This is a genomic window from Rouxiella chamberiensis (assembly GCF_026967475.1).
GTDB lineage: Bacteria > Pseudomonadota > Gammaproteobacteria > Enterobacterales > Enterobacteriaceae > Rouxiella > Rouxiella chamberiensis.
The window spans coordinates 2,875,524-2,893,242 of the sequence record NZ_CP114058.1 but is presented as its reverse complement, the minus strand read 5'-3'; the positions used below and the strand labels follow the sequence as shown (position 1 = coordinate 2,893,242).

The following is a 17,719-nucleotide window of genomic DNA, read 5'->3' as shown; positions in this document are numbered from 1 at the left end:
ATCGGGCTTTTAGTCGTTCAGCTTTGGCTTGTTGTTGATATTGGTCAACACGCCTGCTTCGTCGAAGTTTAGGGTCAATGTCTGCTGAGTAACATCTTCATGACTTGGCTGCTGACGGAATACGTAGAACCAGGTGTTGTTGCCAAATGGGTCATCCATCATTGGCGTGCCCAGGATATAAGCAACCTGCTGCTTGGTCATCCCGGTATGAATCTTTTGTACGTCAGCCGCGGCCAGATAGTTCCCCTGATTGATATCAGGACGGTAAACGATCTTTTCCACGGTGGAACAACCGGCAGTCAGCATCAAAAGTGCTCCAGCGACGGCAGTTAGCGTTTTACAGCGCATAGTCTTTACATTCCTTTAGGGCATAAGATGCCGATGATAATAGACCTTTCATCAGTTTGAAACCTTTGCAGGGCACCAGTATGACCGCTGGAATGTAAAAAAGTTGAGGTTTTTACGCTGCTAACAACTCTTTTGCATTGGCAAGGGTATTCCGTGTAACTTCACTTCCACCCAACAGACGCGCCAACTCCTGCAAACGTGCTTTTTTATCCAACCGACTCATCTGGGTTTCAGTCACTTCGCCGTCAGTTTCTTTACTGACAAAGTAGTGCTGATGACCACAACCCGCAACCTGCGGTAAGTGAGTTACACACATAACCTGCGTGGATTCACCTAACTGACGCAGTAGTTTACCGACAATGGCAGCCGTTGGGCCACTGATACCGACATCCACTTCATCGAAAATAAGTGCAGGCGTTTCCATTTTCTGTGCAGTAATCACCTGAATTGCAAGAGCAATACGGGAAAGCTCGCCGCCGGATGCCACTTTAGCCAGTGCCTGTAGCGGCTGACCGGGGTTGGTGGTGACCTGGAATTCAATGCGGTCTGCCCCTTCGGCACTCAGATGATCAGGGGAAAACTGTACCTGAATTTTGAATTTCCCGTGAGGCATTGAGAGGGTTTGCATGCTTTGGGTAATCAAATCGGTAAGCTCGTCGGCAAAATGCTGACGCTGCTGATGCAGGGCGCCGGCAATCTCGAGCGCCTGCTGATGATGCAGCGTAACCGCTTCACTCAGTTCTGCCTGATTGGTTTCCTGCTGGTCCAGCGCATTCTGCTCTTCGAGCAGTTGACGATGAAGTTCAGGCAACTCTTCTGCGCTAACATGATGCTTGCGGGCAAGCGCCATCTGACGTGACAAACGCTGCTCGAGCTCAAACAGACGGTTAGGGTCCATCTCGAGTCTTTCGCTGTAATGGCGCAGTTCGTCACTGGCTTCGCTGATCTGAATCGAGGCGTCATCGAGCATGACAATAAGGTCATTCATTTTACCGTCGAGTTCAGCCAGTTCCGTCAGTTTGTTTTTGGCGGTGTACAGCAGACTGCTGATGTTTTGATCGTCGCCGTCACTCAACAAGTAGAGCGCGCTTTGGCTCAGAGACAGGAGCTGACCGCTGTTGGCGAGCAATTTATACTCTTCGTCGATTTGTTCGTACTCACCCTGCTGCGGCGCAAACTCATTGAGTTCTTTCAGTTGATACTGCAATAACTGGCGGCGGGATTCGCGTTCGGTGACCTGCTGCTGGAATTGCGCCAGCATGCGGCAGCTGTGGTGCCAGTTCTGATAGGCACTCCGCATTTGTGAAAGCAGGAAAGACTGCGCTGCATAGGCATCAAGCAGGTGTTTCTGGTGTTCGGGTTTGACGAGCATCTGATGGGCGTGCTGGCCATGAATCTGAATTAGATGGTGACCAAGCTCGCGAAGCTGCGACAGTGGCACCGGCGTGCCGTTGATGAAGCCGCGTGAACGGCCATCGGTGCTGATGGTACGGCGCAGGATGCAGTCCTGGCCTTCATCAAGCTGATTGTCGATAAGCCATTGTTTGGCGGAAGGTGTGTCTGAAAGCGTGAAACGTGCACAGACATCGGCGCGGTTGGTGCCGAGACGAACAGCGTTGCCATCGGCTCTGCTGCCTAAACAGAGACCCAGAGCATCAATGGCGATGGATTTACCTGCACCGGTTTCGCCGGTTATTGCCGTCATACCCGCATGGAAATCAATTTCTAACTCGCGAACAATAGCAAAGTTATTAATGGTTAATTGCGCTAGCATGATCACCTTCCTGTACATAACAACAGACCTGTAATTTCATACAGTATAAACTGGTTTTATATACAGTAAACCCCCTGACTCCCTGATTTCAGGAAAAAATCAGAATAATTTTTTGGACCAGCCAAGTTTTGTGCTTAACGTGTTGAAATAGCTGTAGTCTTTGGGGTGTATCAGGTTCAGGTAATACTCGCTGCGTCTGATAATCACTTCTTCACCCTGCTGAATAGGCAGCGCAATCTGGCTATCGCAGCTTATTTCGAGGTCGGTACTGACATGAGAAAAACGCAGGCAAATGGTGCTGCTGCTGTTAATCACGAGCGGTCGCGCCGACAGTGTATGCGGGAACATCGGCACCAGCGCAATTGCGTCCAGAGTCGGGGTCAGAATGGGGCCGCCGCCTGAAAGAGAATAGGCCGTTGACCCCGTCGGCGTCGAAATTATCAGTCCGTCGGAGCGCTGCGAAAACGCGAAACGTTCATCGATATAGACTTCAAATTCAATCATGTGGGCCACTTTGCCCGGATGCAGCACCACTTCGTTGATGGCCGTGCTCACCCGACACTGCTTTTCACCGCTGCGCACCAGTGCTTCCAGTAAAAACCGCTGTTCGCTGATATATTCGCCGTTTAACACGTCATCCAGTTGCTGCAATGCATTGTCGGGATCCAAATCGGTCAGGAATCCCAAATTACCGCGGTTAATGCCAATCACTTTAATGTCGTAACGCGCCAGTACCCGCGCTGCGCCCAACATATTGCCGTCACCGCCCACGACAACGGCAAGGTCGGCAAGCTTGCCGATTTCGGCCAGTGAACCGGTCTGTGCGCCCTCAAGTCCCAGCTCTTCGGCGACCTGAGTATCGACAATGACCTGATGACCTTTGGAAATCAGCCAGTGATAAAGCATTTCATGGGTAGCCAGAGCGGAAGGATGGCGGGGATGCCCAACAATCCCGATACACTCAAAATTTTTATTCATTGCTTTGGTTATCCTCGAAACCGCATGTATGACACCTGGAGTATGACCTGTAAATGAGATAACAGGCCTTGAATCCCCAGTTTTGATCCCCATAATAAGCCAACTAGCAAGATTAAAGCTAAAACGCGGAGATATTCATGAGTAGTAAAGAACATAAGACGCCTAACGAGCAAGCCTCGGATGAATTGAATCAGGAACAAGAGCTGCATGTGGAAGCGGAAACCGAGACGGCTGACGCCATCGATCCGCGCGATGCACGTATTGCCGAACTGGAATCCCAGCTGAAAGACGCTCAGCAGCGTGAGCGTGATAGCCTGCTGCGTGCCAAGGCAGAAGTCGAGAACATTCGCCGCCGCACCGAGCTGGACATCGAGAAAGCGCACAAATTTGCCCTCGAGAAATTCGCAGGTGAACTGCTGCCGGTGATCGACAACCTGGAGCGCGCGCTGGATCTGGCCGACAAATCCAATGCCGAACTGACCTCGATTATCGAAGGGGTGGATTTGACACTGAAGTCACTGCTGAGCGCGGTTAACAAGTTTGGTCTGGAAGTCGTGGGCGATGTTCACGTGCCTTTCAACCCTGAACTGCACCAGGCGATGACCCTGATGGAATCCGAAGAGCTGGCGCCCAACCATGTCATCATGGTGATGCAGAAAGGTTATACCCTGAATGGTCGCCTGCTGCGCCCTGCCATGGTGGCCGTTTCAAAAGCCAAAGCATGATTCTTTCCCTCACGGGAACACAAAAGGCACCTATAGGGTGCCTTTTTGCTTTCTGAATGCCGCGAGGCTTTTCATCATAAAGCTTACTCGGGCAGTCTTGGCATCCAGTCGATAGGCGTCAGGCCTTGCTCTTCGAGCAGTTGATTGGCCGTCGAGAAATGCTGGCAGCCCAGAAAACCGCGATGTGCAGACAGCGGAGAAGGGTGTGGCGCTTTCAGAATACGATGCCGTTTCGGGTCGATAATGCTGCCCTTTTTCTGTGCGTGAGAGCCCCAGAGCATGAACACGACGCCTTCGCGATGGGTATTCAAGGTTTCAATCACTTTGTCGGTAAAGGTTTCCCAGCCTAACTTGGCATGCGAGTGCGCCTTGCCGGCTTCTACCGTCAACACGGTGTTGAGCAGCAACACGCCCTGATCGGCCCAGCTTTGCAGATATCCGTGAGTCGGGCGCACGAAACCGGGAATATCGGTCGCCAGCTCTTTATAGATGTTGACCAGCGAAGGCGGTGCAGGCACGCCCGGCTTCACGGAAAAAGACAACCCGTGCGCCTGATTGGGGCCGTGATAGGGATCCTGCCCGAGAATCACCACTTTAACCTGCGAAAACTCTGTCGACCTGAAGGCGTTGAACACGTCCTCCTGGGGCGGATAAATGATTTTTCCTTCCGCGCGCTCGCCGGCGACGAATTTCAAGGTATCGACAAAATAACTCTGCTGTTTTTCCTGGCCAATGACATCGTGCCAGGTGAGCGGGGCTGCCATAAGCGCTCTCCATATATGCGGTAGTAGTACGGCGTAACATTACTGAGCGTAGCTTACCTTTTCAGGCGTGGCAGAGATACGGCAACACGGTCTTAAATGAATCCGCTCGACAGACATTATCGCGATTTCCAGGCAGACAAGTTCTGATGCTCAGGTTTTACTCAGAGAAATATCAGAAATTACTCACAGGCTTATCATAGCGTTAACTCAATGACTTAATTATCTTTGCTGAGTATGTCGCCAACGTAGAGAGATTCCATTGGTGTTAGCGCTTATGTTGCGCGTCCCGATCATTGTCAGATGATTGGGATTTTTTTACCTGTCACCTTTGGGCAGGGCGGTACGGGCAGGGGGCTGAAAATAAAAAACCCCGCCGAAGAGGCAGGGTTTCGATAACACCGTGACCAAAGATAAATCAGTTGGTTTCAGTGTTCGGCTTGCGGCGTTTACCGACGTTTTTGCTGTCGCGATGGCGAACTTTCACCTTCACTTTAGACTTGGCGCTCTCTTCTTTCTGCTTCTCTTTACGCTTGGCCAGCACTTTCTTCGACGGCTTGCCCGTAGACTTCGCGCTCGGTGCCTTGGTCTTTGGACGCAGCTCATCAATTACGCGGGATTTAAGCGGTTGATCCAGATAGCGTTCGATTTTACCCAGCAGCAGGTGGTCATGCGCTTCAACCAGCGAGATGGCCGTACCCTTGCGTCCTGCACGGCCGGTACGACCAATGCGGTGCAGATAGGTATCGGCAGTCAGCGGAATGTCGAAGTTGAACACGTGGCTGATGTCGTTGATATCCAGACCACGCGCGGCGATATCGGTGGCAACCAGCACATTGACGCGGTCTTCGACCATACGCTTGACGGCTTCGGTACGTTTGACCTGAACCATCTCGCCTTCAAGGTAGCAGGAGTTGATACCGGCTTCGCGCAACAGACCGACAAGCTCGTGCACACGCTCGCGCTTGCGAACAAAGATAACGGATTTAGTCACGTCTTCCTGTTTCAGCAAGTGGCAGAGCAAGGCGGTTTTATGTTTCAGGTCGTCGGCACGGTAGTACCATTGCTGGATCTTCTTACGCTCACGACGTGAGGGATCGGCTTCAATTTCAACGGGTTCGGTCAGAATGCGTTCGGCAAACTCGCGAATCGCTTCGCCTTCGAGGGTCGCGGAGAACCAGCAACGTCTGCTTGCGCCAGCGCGCTTCGGCGGAAATGGTTTCGATATCCTGCGCGAAACCCATGTCCAGCATGCGGTCGGCTTCGTCAAGAATCAGCGTTTCGATGGCGCGACAGTCGAAGTTTTCTTCTTTTATATACTGAAGCAAACGTCCGGTGGTGGCGACCACGATATCCTGATTCTCGCTGAAGACTTCAGCGTGGTTCATGTAGGCAACACCGCCGGTGATGGTGGCGATGTCTAAATCGGTGTGTGCAGCCAGTTCACGAGCCTGGTCTGCAACCTGCATCGCCAGCTCACGGGTTGGCGTCAGGATCAAGACACGCGGTGGACCAGACTTTTTACGCGGAAAGTCCAGCAGGTGTTGCAGCGCTGGCAACAGAAATGCTGCGGTCTTGCCGGTGCCGGTAGGCGCCGAACCCAACACATCGCGTCCGTCCATCGCGGGCGGAATGGCCTCTGCCTGGATAGCAGTGGGGCGGCTATAGCCTTTATCGGTCAATGCTTCGATTAGGCGTTCATCGAGTTCGAGTTCGGAAAAATTCGTTACAGTCATGGTCTACCTCTACTTGGGGCGCCGATTATAGACGTGTTGGCCGCGATCTTCACCTATTTAAGCGCAAAGGGTCGCTTTTACTCCGAATGGCTTTGTCTTATGCTTAACCCATTATGCCATTAACACCGTTAATCTCGGGTGAATATAACAGGAAAGCGTAGTGACAGAAGCGGGTGCCAACAAGCCTTTACGTCGTAACGGGTTTACTTTTAAACAATTTTTCGTGGCTCATGACCGCTGCGCCATGAAGGTCGGCACAGACGGCGTGCTGCTCGGCGCATGGTCGCCTATCAATGCGCAGGTCACGCATATTCTGGATATCGGTACCGGAACCGGGCTGGTGGCGCTGATGCTGGCACAGCGCTCCGCCGAATCGGTACGGGTTGATGCCGTCGAGCTGGAAAGTTCGGCCGCAGAACAGGCACAGGAAAATTTCGCCGAGTCGCCGTGGTCGTCGAGGCTGAGTGTTTTTTCCGAAGACATTAACCAGTTTGCCGAGCGCTCGACTCGGCGCTATGACCTTATTGTCAGCAATCCTCCGTATTTTGAATCGGCCGTGGCCTGTCGCGACGAAGCCCGCAATGCGGCGCGCTATACCGAAACACTCACGCATCAGGCATTGCTCGAGTGCGCGGCAAGATTACTGAGCACAAACGGGATTTTCTGCGTCGTGCTGCCTTATGAAATCGGATTGACGTTTGAACAGACGGCACAGCAACAGGGCTGGCACACGCATTCACGGCTGGATATTCGCGATCGCCCTGAAAAGCCGCTAAACCGCATGTTACTGGCGCTCGGAAGTCAACCCGGTGAGGCCGTTCGGCAAACTCTGGATCTCCGCGAGAAACTGAATGTTTACAGCGCGGAGTTCAAGGGATTAATTGCTGATTTTTATCTGAACTACTGATTTTTCCTGAAATCAGGGTTGCAGTATCGTCGGTTGCGGCGCTGCCTGGTCGAGCAGGTCAGGATAGTCGAGGGTAAAGTGCAACCCACGGCTCTCCTTTCTTGCCATGGCGCTACGGACAATCAGTTCGGCGACCTGAACCAGATTCCTGAGTTCCAGCAGGTTGTTCGAAATGCGGAAATGGGCGTAATACTCGTCGATTTCCATCTGTAACGTATTGATACGACGCAGCGCACGTTCGAGCCGCTTGGTGGTGCGCACAATGCCGACGTAGTCCCACATAAACAGGCGCAGTTCGTGCCAGTTATGCTGAATCACCACTTTTTCATCAGAATCGTCAACTTTGCTCTCGTCCCAGGCGGGCAGGGCCTTGGGCATTTTGGTAAGCGGCAGGCGGGTAAGGATATCTTCTGCGGCCGACCAGCCATAAACCAGACACTCCAGCAGCGAGTTGGAAGCCAGACGATTCGCGCCGTGCAGGCCGGTATAGCTGACTTCTCCGATAGCATACAACCCGTCGAGATCGGTTCTGCCGTGTTGATCCACCATCACGCCCCCGCAGGTGTAGTGCGCCGCCGGAACAATCGGAATAGGTTCGCGCGTCAGATCGATGCCCAAAGACCGCAGTTTTTCATCAATCATCGGGAAGTGTTGTCTGATAAATTCTGGCGGACGATGGCTGATATCGAGATACATGCAGTCTGCGCCCAGGCGTTTCATTTCATGGTCGATAGCGCGGGCAACCACGTCGCGCGGGGCCAGCTCGCCTCGCGGGTCGAAATCGGGCATAAAGCGCGTGCCGTCGGGGCGTTTGAGGTAGGCACCTTCTCCGCGCAGGGCTTCTGTCAGCAGGAAATTGCGCGCCTGCGGATGAAACAGGCAGGTCGGATGAAACTGGTTGAACTCGAGGTTGGCCACGCGGCACCCCGCACGCCAGGCCATGGCGATGCCGTCGCCCGATGCCACATCGGGATTGGTAGTGTACTGATACACCTTGGCGGCCCCGCCGGTCGCGAGAACCACGGCCTTGGCGCGCAGCGTTTCAACCTGTTCGATATCGCGGTTCCAGACATACGCGCCGACAACCCTCTGTGTGCCCGGCAAGCCGAGTTTGCTGGAGGTTATCAAATCGACCGCATTAAAACGTTCTTTTACGCTAATATTGGGGTGGGACCTTGCTTTCCCTACCAGCGTGGTTTCTACTTCTTTACCTGTTGCATCAGCAGTATGGAGAATGCGCCGATGACTGTGGCCGCCTTCTCGCGTTAAATGATAGCGTTCTTCAGCGCTGTCGCCGGTTTCGGTATCAAAGAGCACGCCCTGATCGATGAGCCACTGCACGCAGTGTCTGGCGTTGCCGGCAATAAATTCGACGGCCTCTCTGTCACACAGACCGGCACCGGCTATCAGGGTGTCGTCAACGTGCGAATCAATACTGTCCGTCTCGTCAAAAACGGCAGCAATGCCGCCCTGGGCGTAGAACGTCGAGCCTTCGTTTAAAGGTCCTTTGCTTAGAACGGTGACTTTACAGTGGTCTGCAAGGCGTAAAGCTAATGAAAGGCCTGCGGCACCACTTCCAATAATCAATACATCACTAACAAAGTCTGATGAAGGTTGCATAACGTATGATGTTTGCAGAAGAAGAGGGAAATTCATGTTAGCCTAACTGGACGTGCAAAAGCCACGAGCACTACAATCAGATGCACGACAATAGATTAAAAACTTTGTGTTTTATGGAACTTAACATTCTGTTTAAACTCCAAGCAGTACTTGCTCAGGAAAATAATGATGAAAGCTGGCAGTACTACTTTTAGCGCGGAGATGGCTTTGGGGAGAGATTACCTCGAATGAGCGAGCAGTTAGCAGATCAGGTTCTGGTCGAGCGGGTCCAGAAAGGTGATCAAAAGTCGTTCAATTTACTGGTTGTTCGTTACCAGCATAAAGTGGCGAGCCTTGTATCCCGCTACGTTCCTCAGGGCGATGTCCCTGATGTGGTTCAGGAATCCTTTATCAAGGCCTATCGGGCACTGGAATCTTTCCGTGGTGATAGTGCTTTTTATACCTGGCTGTATCGTATTGCCGTCAATACCGCCAAGAACTACCTCGTTGCGCAGGGCCGTCGCCCTCCGTCCAGCGATGTCGACGCCAACGAAGCCGAAAACTTCGAAAATGGCGGTGCACTGAAAGAAATTTCGAACCCTGAGAACTTAATGTTGTCAGAGGAGTTACGGCAGATTGTTTTTCGGACTATTGAAGCGCTTCCCGAGGACTTGCGGATGGCAATTACTCTCAGGGAGCTGGATGGTTTGAGCTATGAAGAGATAGCCGCCATCATGGATTGCCCGGTGGGCACGGTCAGGTCGCGTATCTTCCGTGCTCGAGAAGCTATTGATAATAAAGTTCAACCGCTGATCCAGCGTTAGCGATGGCGGACACTTAAAGGGTACTTAGGCATGCAGAAAGAAAAGCTTTCGGCTCTGATGGATGGTGAAGCCCTTGATTCCGAACTCTTGAGTTCGCTTTCAAGTGACAAGAAGCTTCAGGAAAGTTGGCAGAGTTATCACTTGATCCGTGATGCCATTCGCGGAGACATGGGGACTGTTGTACATCTGGATATTGCAGACAGAGTCGCGGCTGCCTTGGCAAATGAACCTGCCAAACTGGTTCCAGGCGCGGCTAAAGAGTCCCAACCTTTACCTCAAACCTGGGAAAAAATGCCTTTCTGGCACAAAGTCCGCCCATGGGCGAGCCAGATTACCCAGGTTGGCGTAGCAGCCTGTGTTTCACTCGCGGTCATCGTGGGTGTGCAGCATTACGGCCAGTCCGATGCGCCGGGAGCTTCTCCCGAAACGCCAACGTTCAATACGCTGCCTATGATGGGCAAGGCAAGTCCTGTCAGTTTCGGCGTACCCAACGAAGGCAGCACGGCGAGCGGCACGCAGAATATGCAGGAACAGCGCAAGCGCGTGAATGCTATCTTGCAGGATTACGAGTTGCAGCGCAGATTGCATTCCGATCAGCTTCAACTTGATTCCTCCACTCCGCAGCAGGCCGCTATTCAGGTCCCGGGTAACCAGTCTTTAGGAACGCAAACGCAGTAATGAAGCAAATTTGGTACGCTGTTTCCCTACTGACATGCAGTTTGCTCGCCACTCATACCGCCTCGGCCGAGACTTCACCCGCTCCCGAGGCGTTATTGCAACAGATGAGCGCTGCCAGTCAATCATTGAACTATGAACTGTCCTTTATCAGCATTACGAAGCAGGGCATAGATTCCTATCGATACCGGCATGCGAAGAAGCAGGCGTCACAATTCGGCGATTTGTTGCTGATGGACGGTCCGCGCCGTGAAGTTGTCCAGCGCGGGAACGACATCAGCTACTTTGAAACCGGCCTGCAACCCTTTACGTTATCGGGCGATCATATCGTTGATTCGCTGCCCGAACTGGCGTTTAGCGACATCACCCATCTGGCGAAATACTACGACTTTATCTCCGTAGGACGCGCCCGTGCCGTGGATCGCAGCTGTGAAGTCATCCGCGTGGTTTCGCGTGATGGCTCGCGTTTCAGCTATATCATCTGGATTGACGATCAGGACAAACTGCCGCTGCGGGTTGACTTGCTCGACAGAGACGGCGAAACCCTTGAGCAATTCCGCGTGATTTCTCTGACGGTCGATCCTGCGGTTGAAGAAGCCTTCAACGGCATCGAAAAAGCCAACCTGCCGCCGTTGCTGAGTATTCCCGAATCCAGCAAGACGCAATTTACCTGGGATCCAAAATGGTTGCCCGACGGCGTGAAGGAAGTGTCACGCAGTAAACGTCAGCTTCCCAATCTGCCGGTAAATATCGAGTCTCGGCTTTACAGCGATGGGCTGTTCAGTTTTTCGATTAATGTGAATACCAGCAGCACGGCCAATGCCGCCGCCGATCAAATCATTAGGCAGGGGAGAAGAACCGTGCAGACAGAAGTGCGCAATGGCAACGAGATTACTGTTGTGGGCGAGTTACCGCCTTCCACTGCCAAGCGAATTTCTGATAGTATTGTCTTCTCTGGACAATAAATAGTCTGTGTTCTGGTTTACGGGGTAGGTGACTTCGATGATGAAAGAATGGGCCACGGTCATTTCGTGGCAAAACGGTGTTGCAGAACTGCGTTGTGAAACGCAGGCGGGTTGCAGCAGCTGTCATTCGCGTTCAGGTTGCGGTTCTCGCGTGCTTAACGAACTTGGCCCCCAGACCGAGCATAACTTGCAGGTGAACAGCGCCGAGCAGCTGGAGCCGGGTCAGAAGGTTGAACTCGGCATCATGGAAGGTAGCCTGCTGCGTTCTGCGCTGCTGGTTTACATGATTCCGCTGTTTGGCGTGATAGCCGGCGGCGGCGTGTTGCAGTGGCTGCTGAAAGCCGACGTCTATGCGCTGATTGGCGCGGTGTCGGGCGGTTTGCTCGGCTTCCTGATTGCCCGCTACTTTGCGGCGCAGGTTGCCGATAAAGAAGCCTATCAGCCGGTTATCCTGCAAGTTGGCCTTCCGCCCAACGCTTTCCGTTTCCAGGCCGAAGAAGCGAAATAGTTTCTCCCTTCCTGCCTAAACGCTTCTCAAAAAAAGCGCCCGATGATTTTCATCCCGGGCGCTTTTTTTATTCTCGAAGGAACCGCAGAGGGGTTTAGCCACGTACCGGAATGCGGTTGTGGATCATGTGCTCGATAAGCGCGATAAACAGATCGGCGCTAAAGAGTGACGTGTAGGGCACGGAAAACAGCGCCCTGCCGTGCATATCCAGAAGCTTGATCATCTGGCTGTTGCTGCCGCCGCTGATAAATTGCACTTCTTCAATAGAAATATGGTGTCCGTCGTCGGAATCTAATGAACGCGCCGAAAGCCGCAGTTTTCGTTCATTCATCATCAGGAAGTTGCCCCGCAGGAAGCGGCGAATCCGACTTTTACTTTCCGTCAGATAGCTGAATCCGACGGTACCGTCCTGCGCAAGCGTGTTGAGGGCCTGCGGACCTCGAATCAGCAGCTGCTCGTTTTTGATGACTTCAATCAGACGATCGGCATGCGCAATGTTCGGGGTTATTTTGTACCACGGGCGCTTCGGCACTCTCACGAAACGCCATGGTGTTAAGGATCTTGCGGGTATATTTCCCGGAACGATAACGGTAGATGTCATTGATGGTTTCAAACGGAATGAATTTATTCTTGTTGTCGGGTTTGGAAATCACCAGCACGCCGTTTTCGTAAAGCTGGAATATTTGCCGCGGTTTGATGAACTGGCGCAGGATAATAAGGACAATGCCCAGCGAGATGCTGAAGATAGTCGACATCAGGATAACGTGCTGGCCAAAGTAGGCGGATTTTCCGAGTGTCAGTAGAAACACAAGCTGCACGGCGCCCGCTACCATCAACAGAGTAGCCAGCACCATAGTGATCCACGAGTTTGCTTTAGCAAAGCCATGCCGGCTAAGCAGCCGACCTTCATTGATCATGACATTAACCTTGTGACCGATTGGAGTTTTAAATTATTGAAAGTTAAATCTGTTGATAGTTAAAAATATCTAACGAATATCAAAAGGTGTGGTGACACAAATTTATTTTTATAACAGTCAGTTAACGACATTATCTCCGCTCGGTAAATGAGCATTTTCCTAAACTGCCTTAAGCAATTTGGCCCGACAGGGGAGTTATTTAGCTAAGCCAATAATTCAAATTGATATTCTTTTTTAGGGTCACATCGCCGCCTAAAGTTATCGCATCCTTTCGTGTAACCCGCATACAGTGTAAGATGCGCCCATATTTGTATGGGTCGTTTTGGTGTGTAACCCAACGCTGCGTCCATTAGAAAGCTACAAGCGCTATCAATTAGAGAAAATCATCTATAAATGAAGAACATAAGAAACTTCTCCATTATTGCTCACATTGACCACGGTAAGTCGACTCTCTCTGACCGTATTATCCAGATCTGCGGTGGATTGTCAGACCGTGAAATGGCTGCCCAGGTCCTCGACTCCATGGATCTGGAGCGTGAGCGCGGCATTACCATCAAGGCGCAGAGCGTCACGCTGGACTACAAGGCGCTTGATGGCGAAACCTATCACCTCAACTTTATCGACACCCCCGGACACGTTGACTTCTCCTATGAAGTTTCCCGTTCGCTTGCCGCCTGCGAAGGCGCGCTGCTGGTGGTCGACGCCGGTCAGGGCGTAGAAGCCCAGACGCTGGCCAACTGCTACACCGCGATGGAAATGGATCTCGAGGTAGTGCCGGTTCTGAACAAAATCGACCTGCCTGCGGCCGATCCGGATCGCGTATCTCAGGAAATCGAAGACATCGTCGGTATCGATGCCACCGACGCCGTGCGTTGTTCGGCGAAAACCGGCGTGGGCGTGCCCGATATTCTGGAACGTCTGGTGCGTGATATTCCGGCACCGGAAGGTGACCCTGATGCGCCGCTGCAAGCGCTTATCATCGACTCCTGGTTCGATAACTATCTGGGCGTTGTTTCTTTGGTACGTATTAAAAACGGCACCATGCGCAAGGGCGACAAAATCAAGGTGATGAGCACCGGTCAGGTGTACAACGCCGATCGTCTCGGCATCTTCACGCCAAAACGCGTTGATAAAGACGCGCTGCACTGCGGTGAAGTAGGCTGGCTGGTGTGTGCTATCAAAGACATCCTCGGCGCGCCGGTGGGCGATACGCTGACACTGGCCCGTAATCCGGCCGAAAAAGCGCTGCCGGGCTTCAAGAAAGTGAAGCCTCAGGTTTACGCGGGTCTGTTCCCGATTAGCTCCGACGATTACGAAAACTTCCGTGATGCGCTGGGCAAGCTCAGCCTCAATGATGCCTCGCTGGTTTCTACGAGCCGGAAAGTTCAACCGCGCTGGGCTTCGGCTTCCGCTGTGGCTTCCTGGGTCTGCTGCACATGGAGATCATTCAGGAACGTCTCGAACGCGAATACGATCTTGAGCTTATCACCACGGCCCCGACGGTTGTGTATGAAGTTGTGACTACCGCAGGCGAAACCGTCTACGTTGACAGCCCGTCCAAACTGCCGGCCCTGAACAATATCGAAGAGCTGCGCGAGCCTATCGCCGAGTGTCACATGCTGATGCCTCAGGAATACCTGGGCAGCGTGATCACCCTGTGTATCGAGAAGCGCGGCGTGCAGACCAACATGGTTTACCACGGTAACCAGGTTGCGCTGACCTATGAAATCCCGATGGCGGAAGTCGTGCTCGACTTCTTCGACCGACTGAAGTCGACCTCGCGCGGTTATGCGTCACTTGATTACAATTTCAAACGATTCCAGGCTTCTGACATGGTCCGTGTTGATGTTCTAATCAATAGCGAGCGCGTCGACGCCCTGGCACTGATCACTCACCGCGACAACTCGCAATATCGTGGTCGCGATCTGGTCGAGAAAATGAAAGAGCTGATCCCGCGTCAGCAATTTGATATCGCCATTCAGGCGGCTATCGGCAACCACGTGATTGCCCGTTCGACCGTGAAACAGCTGCGTAAAAACGTCCTGGCAAAATGCTACGGCGGCGACGTGAGCCGCAAGAAGAAACTCTTGCAGAAACAGAAAGACGGCAAGAAGCGCATGAAGCAGGTCGGCAACGTCGAACTGCCTCAGGAAGCGTTCCTGGCCATTCTGCACGTAGGTAAAGACAAGTAGTCTTTGTATAAGTTTGTCGAGGAGTAGGAATGGCTAACATGTTTGCCCTGATTCTGGCGGTAGCAACGCTGGTAACAGGGATAATCTGGTGTTTGGATCGTTTTAAACTGGCTCCTGCGCGTCGCGAGAAAATCGCGCGTCTGAAAGTCGAAACGGCGGGCGCGGTAGACGAAACAACCTTGAGCAAGGCGGCAAAACAGCCGGGCTGGGTTGAAACCTGTGCTTCCGTGTTCCCGGTTCTGCTGGTGGTCTTTGTGGTGCGTTCATTTATTTACGAACCCTTCCAGATCCCGTCAGGATCAATGATGCCGACGCTGCTTATCGGCGACTTTATCGTGGTCGAAAAATACGCCTACGGACTTAAAGACCCGATTACCCAGACCAAGCTCGTCTCTACCGGTGAGCCAAAGCGCGGGGATGTCGTGGTATTTAAATATCCGCTTAATCCGCAGCTGGATTATATCAAGCGTCTGGTTGGCTTGCCGGGTGACCGCGTAAGCTATGACCCAATGAGCAAGGAAGTGACCGTTCAACCGGCGTGTAATAACGGACAGGCGTGTGACAAGGCGCTGGCCATTACCTACACGGCGAATGACGCCAGCCATTTCGTACAGACGTTTGGTCAGGCTTCCGGCAATGAGGCAAGCAGCGGTTTCTTCGAGACCGATCCTTCGGCTGCCGTGCCGCAGGACGGCGTTCGTTTACTCGAGCGCAAAGAAACGCTGGGCGATGTTACCCATAATATTCTTACCGGTTCCGGTGCGCGCGACCAGATGGGGGCATATTATCAGCAACCCGGTCAACCGCTGGGTACCTGGGTTGTTCCTGCCGGTCATTATTTCATGATGGGCGACAACCGTGATAACAGCGCCGACAGCCGTTATTGGGGATTTGTCCCGGAGAAAGATCTGGTGGGCAGAGCTTCAGGTATCTGGATGAGCTTTAAGAAGCAAGAAGGCGAATGGCCAACGGGTATACGTTTAAGCCGTATTGGTGGAATTCATTAATAATGTTATGCCCGTCCTTTCTGGACGGGCATATTATCCCAGCATTATCTTTCCACTCGTTGTAGAATATCCCTTCGAGCGATAAAAAGTGGGTTACCCTATTTAAAATAACGGGAACCACTGCAAACGAAACAGCTTTGGATCGGCTTTTGGCGAAGCAGGCCTGTTCCGTATGCTGAAGTTTTTGACGCATTCTTGATCTATTGGTAACTCATGAATCCCATCGTAATAAACAGGCTTCAGCGAAAGCTGGGCTACACTTTTCAACAGCAGGAGCTTTTATTGCAGGCACTGACTCACCGCAGCGCCAGCAGCAAGCACAATGAGCGATTAGAGTTTCTTGGCGACTCGATTCTCAGTTTTGTTATAGCAAATGCGCTGTATCATCGTTTTCCTCGTGTTGACGAGGGCGATATGAGCCGGATGCGTGCGACATTGGTTCGCGGTAACACCCTGGCTGAAATGGCGCGCGAATTCGACCTCGGCGAATGTTTGCGTTTAGGCCCCGGCGAATTGAAAAGTGGTGGTTTCCGCCGTGAGTCTATTCTCGCGGATACGGTGGAGGCACTCATTGGCGGCGTGTTCCTGGATAGCGATATTCAGACCGTCGAAAGACTGATCCTCGAATGGTACATGAGTCGTCTCGATGAAATCAGTCCCGGTGATAAGCAGAAAGACCCGAAAACCCGTTTACAGGAGTTTTTGCAAGGTCGTCATCTGCCGTTGCCTTCTTATCTGGTTGTGCAGGTTCGCGGTGAAGCGCACGACCAGGAGTTTACCATCCACTGCCAGGTCAGTGGCTTGAGTCAGCCGGTTGTAGGAACCGGATCAAGCCGCCGTAAAGCCGAGCAGGCGGCAGCGGAACAAGCGCTGATACAGCTGGAGCTTGAATGAGCGAAGAAAAGAATTACTGTGGTTTTGTAGCTATCGTCGGCCGTCCGAATGTCGGCAAATCGACGTTGCTTAACGAGTTGCTGGGGCAGAAGATCTCCATTACGTCCCGCAAACCGCAAACCACCCGTCACCGGATCATGGGCATTCACACCGAAGGCCCATACCAGGCTATCTACGTCGATACTCCGGGACTTCATATCGAAGAAAAGCGTGCGATTAACCGCCTGATGAACCGTGCTGCAAGCAGTTCCATCGGCGACGTCGAGCTGGTTATCTTCGTGGTTGAAGGCACCCACTGGACGCCGGATGACGAAATGGTTGTCAACAAGCTGCGCGACCTCAAAAGTCCGGTGCTGCTGGCCATCAACAAGATTGATAACGTGACCGACAAGGGCAAGCTTTTGCCGCATCTGCAATTCCTGAGCGAGCAGATGAACTTCGTCGATATCGTGCCTATCTCTGCCGAAAAAGGCACCAACATCGATACCATCGCCTCGCTGGTGCGCAAGCGCCTGCCGGAAGCGATTCACCATTTCCCGGAAGACTACATCACCGACCGTTCCCAGCGCTTTATGGCGTCCGAGATCATTCGTGAAAAGCTGATGCGCTTCCTGGGTGAAGAACTGCCTTACTCCGTGACCGTTGAAATCGAACGTTTCGTCAGTAACGAGCGCGGCGGTTACGATATCAATGGCCTGATTCTGGTTGAGCGTGAAGGCCAGAAGAAGATGGTTATCGGTAATAAAGGCTCCAAGATCAAGACTATCGGCATCGAGGCGCGACAGGACATGGAAAACATGTTCGAAGCAAAAGTGCACCTCGAGCTGTGGGTCAAGGTCAAATCCGGCTGGGCAGACGACGAACGTGCGCTGCGTAGCCTGGGTTATGTAGACGACTTATAAGGTCCGC

16 protein-coding genes and 2 pseudogenes are annotated in these 17,719 nt (G+C 52.6%); 10 read left to right on the top strand and 8 right to left on the bottom strand.

All coding sequences use genetic code 11. From position 1 onward, the window contains the following. Positions 1-9: 9 nt before the first annotated feature. From bamE to nadK, 3 genes are all read right to left on the bottom strand, one after another. Positions 10-348: an outer membrane protein assembly factor BamE gene (bamE, locus tag O1V66_RS13435; protein WP_045045968.1), complete on the bottom strand. Its 339-nt coding sequence runs from the start codon at positions 346-348 to the stop codon at positions 10-12. A 112-nt stretch (positions 349-460) separates the two neighbouring features. Continuing rightward, complete coding sequence (gene recN, locus O1V66_RS13430; protein ID WP_045045969.1) at positions 461-2,122, bottom strand: DNA repair protein RecN; 1,662 nt, start codon at positions 2,120-2,122, stop codon at positions 461-463. A 99-nt stretch (positions 2,123-2,221) separates the two neighbouring features. Then, on the bottom strand, positions 2,222-3,100 hold the full coding sequence (gene nadK, locus O1V66_RS13425; RefSeq protein WP_045045970.1) for an NAD(+) kinase: 879 nt from the start codon (positions 3,098-3,100) through the stop codon (positions 2,222-2,224). Positions 3,101-3,237: 137 nt separating this feature from the next. Between nadK and grpE the strand changes: the two genes are divergently transcribed. Then, a complete protein-coding gene (gene grpE / locus O1V66_RS13420) occupies positions 3,238-3,825 on the top strand; it encodes a nucleotide exchange factor GrpE (RefSeq protein WP_045045971.1) in 588 nt (195 codons plus the stop codon). Positions 3,826-3,908: 83 nt separating this feature from the next. On the opposite strand, the gene ung is transcribed toward grpE, so the two are convergent. Then, positions 3,909-4,589: a uracil-DNA glycosylase gene (gene ung, locus O1V66_RS13415; RefSeq protein ID WP_045045972.1), complete on the bottom strand. Its 681-nt coding sequence runs from the start codon at positions 4,587-4,589 to the stop codon at positions 3,909-3,911. Positions 4,590-5,004: 415 nt separating this feature from the next. Next, positions 5,005-6,322, bottom strand: a pseudogene (gene srmB / locus O1V66_RS13410) (ATP-dependent RNA helicase SrmB). A 160-nt stretch (positions 6,323-6,482) separates the two neighbouring features. Between srmB and trmN the strand changes: the two are divergent. Continuing rightward, positions 6,483-7,229, top strand: coding sequence for a tRNA(1)(Val) (adenine(37)-N(6))-methyltransferase TrmN (gene trmN, locus O1V66_RS13405; protein WP_045045974.1), 747 nt, complete (start codon positions 6,483-6,485; stop codon positions 7,227-7,229). Positions 7,230-7,241: 12 nt separating this feature from the next. Here the strand turns inward: trmN and nadB are convergent, their stop codons facing one another. After that, positions 7,242-8,849, bottom strand: coding sequence for an L-aspartate oxidase (gene nadB / locus O1V66_RS13400; protein ID WP_187329764.1), 1,608 nt, complete (start codon positions 8,847-8,849; stop codon positions 7,242-7,244). A 227-nt stretch (positions 8,850-9,076) separates the two neighbouring features. Between nadB and rpoE the strand changes: the two genes are divergently transcribed. From rpoE to rseC, 4 genes are read left to right on the top strand one after another with little or no spacing between them, the layout of a single operon-like run. Next, positions 9,077-9,652, top strand: coding sequence for an RNA polymerase sigma factor RpoE (rpoE, locus tag O1V66_RS13395; protein WP_045045976.1), 576 nt, complete (start codon positions 9,077-9,079; stop codon positions 9,650-9,652). 30 nt (positions 9,653-9,682) lie between these two features. Beyond that, on the top strand, positions 9,683-10,330 hold the full coding sequence (rseA, locus tag O1V66_RS13390; RefSeq protein WP_045045977.1) for an anti-sigma-E factor RseA: 648 nt from the start codon (positions 9,683-9,685) through the stop codon (positions 10,328-10,330). Next, on the top strand, positions 10,330-11,292 hold the full coding sequence (rseB, locus tag O1V66_RS13385) for a sigma-E factor regulatory protein RseB (protein WP_045045978.1): 963 nt from the start codon (positions 10,330-10,332) through the stop codon (positions 11,290-11,292). Before rseA ends, rseB begins: the two co-directional genes overlap by 1 nt. A gap of 37 nt (positions 11,293-11,329) precedes the next feature. Continuing rightward, entirely contained in the window at positions 11,330-11,800 is a 471-nt protein-coding gene (gene rseC / locus O1V66_RS13380) for a SoxR-reducing system protein RseC (RefSeq protein ID WP_045045979.1), read from the top strand. 94 nt (positions 11,801-11,894) lie between these two features. Here the strand turns inward: rseC and O1V66_RS13375 are convergent, their stop codons facing one another. Together O1V66_RS13375 and O1V66_RS13370 are read right to left on the bottom strand one after the other, a co-directional pair. Further along, positions 11,895-12,332, bottom strand: coding sequence for a hypothetical protein (locus O1V66_RS13375; RefSeq protein ID WP_269127691.1), 438 nt, complete (start codon positions 12,330-12,332; stop codon positions 11,895-11,897). Beyond that, positions 12,271-12,654: a hypothetical protein gene (locus tag O1V66_RS13370; RefSeq protein ID WP_269127689.1), complete on the bottom strand. Its 384-nt coding sequence runs from the start codon at positions 12,652-12,654 to the stop codon at positions 12,271-12,273. Before O1V66_RS13370 ends, O1V66_RS13375 begins: the two co-directional genes overlap by 62 nt. Before the next feature lie 456 nt (positions 12,655-13,110). Between O1V66_RS13370 and lepA the strand changes: the two are divergent. From lepA to era, 4 genes and pseudogenes are all read left to right on the top strand, one after another. Continuing rightward, positions 13,111-14,909: pseudogene (gene lepA / locus O1V66_RS13365) on the top strand (translation elongation factor 4). Positions 14,910-14,938: 29 nt separating this feature from the next. Further along, positions 14,939-15,916 carry a signal peptidase I gene (lepB, locus tag O1V66_RS13360; protein ID WP_269127687.1) on the top strand — a complete coding sequence of 326 codons (978 nt, stop codon included), beginning with the start codon at positions 14,939-14,941 and terminating at the stop codon, positions 15,914-15,916. A gap of 213 nt (positions 15,917-16,129) precedes the next feature. Continuing rightward, on the top strand, positions 16,130-16,810 hold the full coding sequence (rnc, locus tag O1V66_RS13355; RefSeq protein WP_045045983.1) for a ribonuclease III: 681 nt from the start codon (positions 16,130-16,132) through the stop codon (positions 16,808-16,810). After that, a complete protein-coding gene (gene era / locus O1V66_RS13350; RefSeq protein WP_045045984.1) occupies positions 16,807-17,712 on the top strand; it encodes a GTPase Era in 906 nt (301 codons plus the stop codon). Before rnc ends, era begins: the two co-directional genes overlap by 4 nt. The last annotated feature ends 7 nt before the right edge of the window (positions 17,713-17,719 follow it).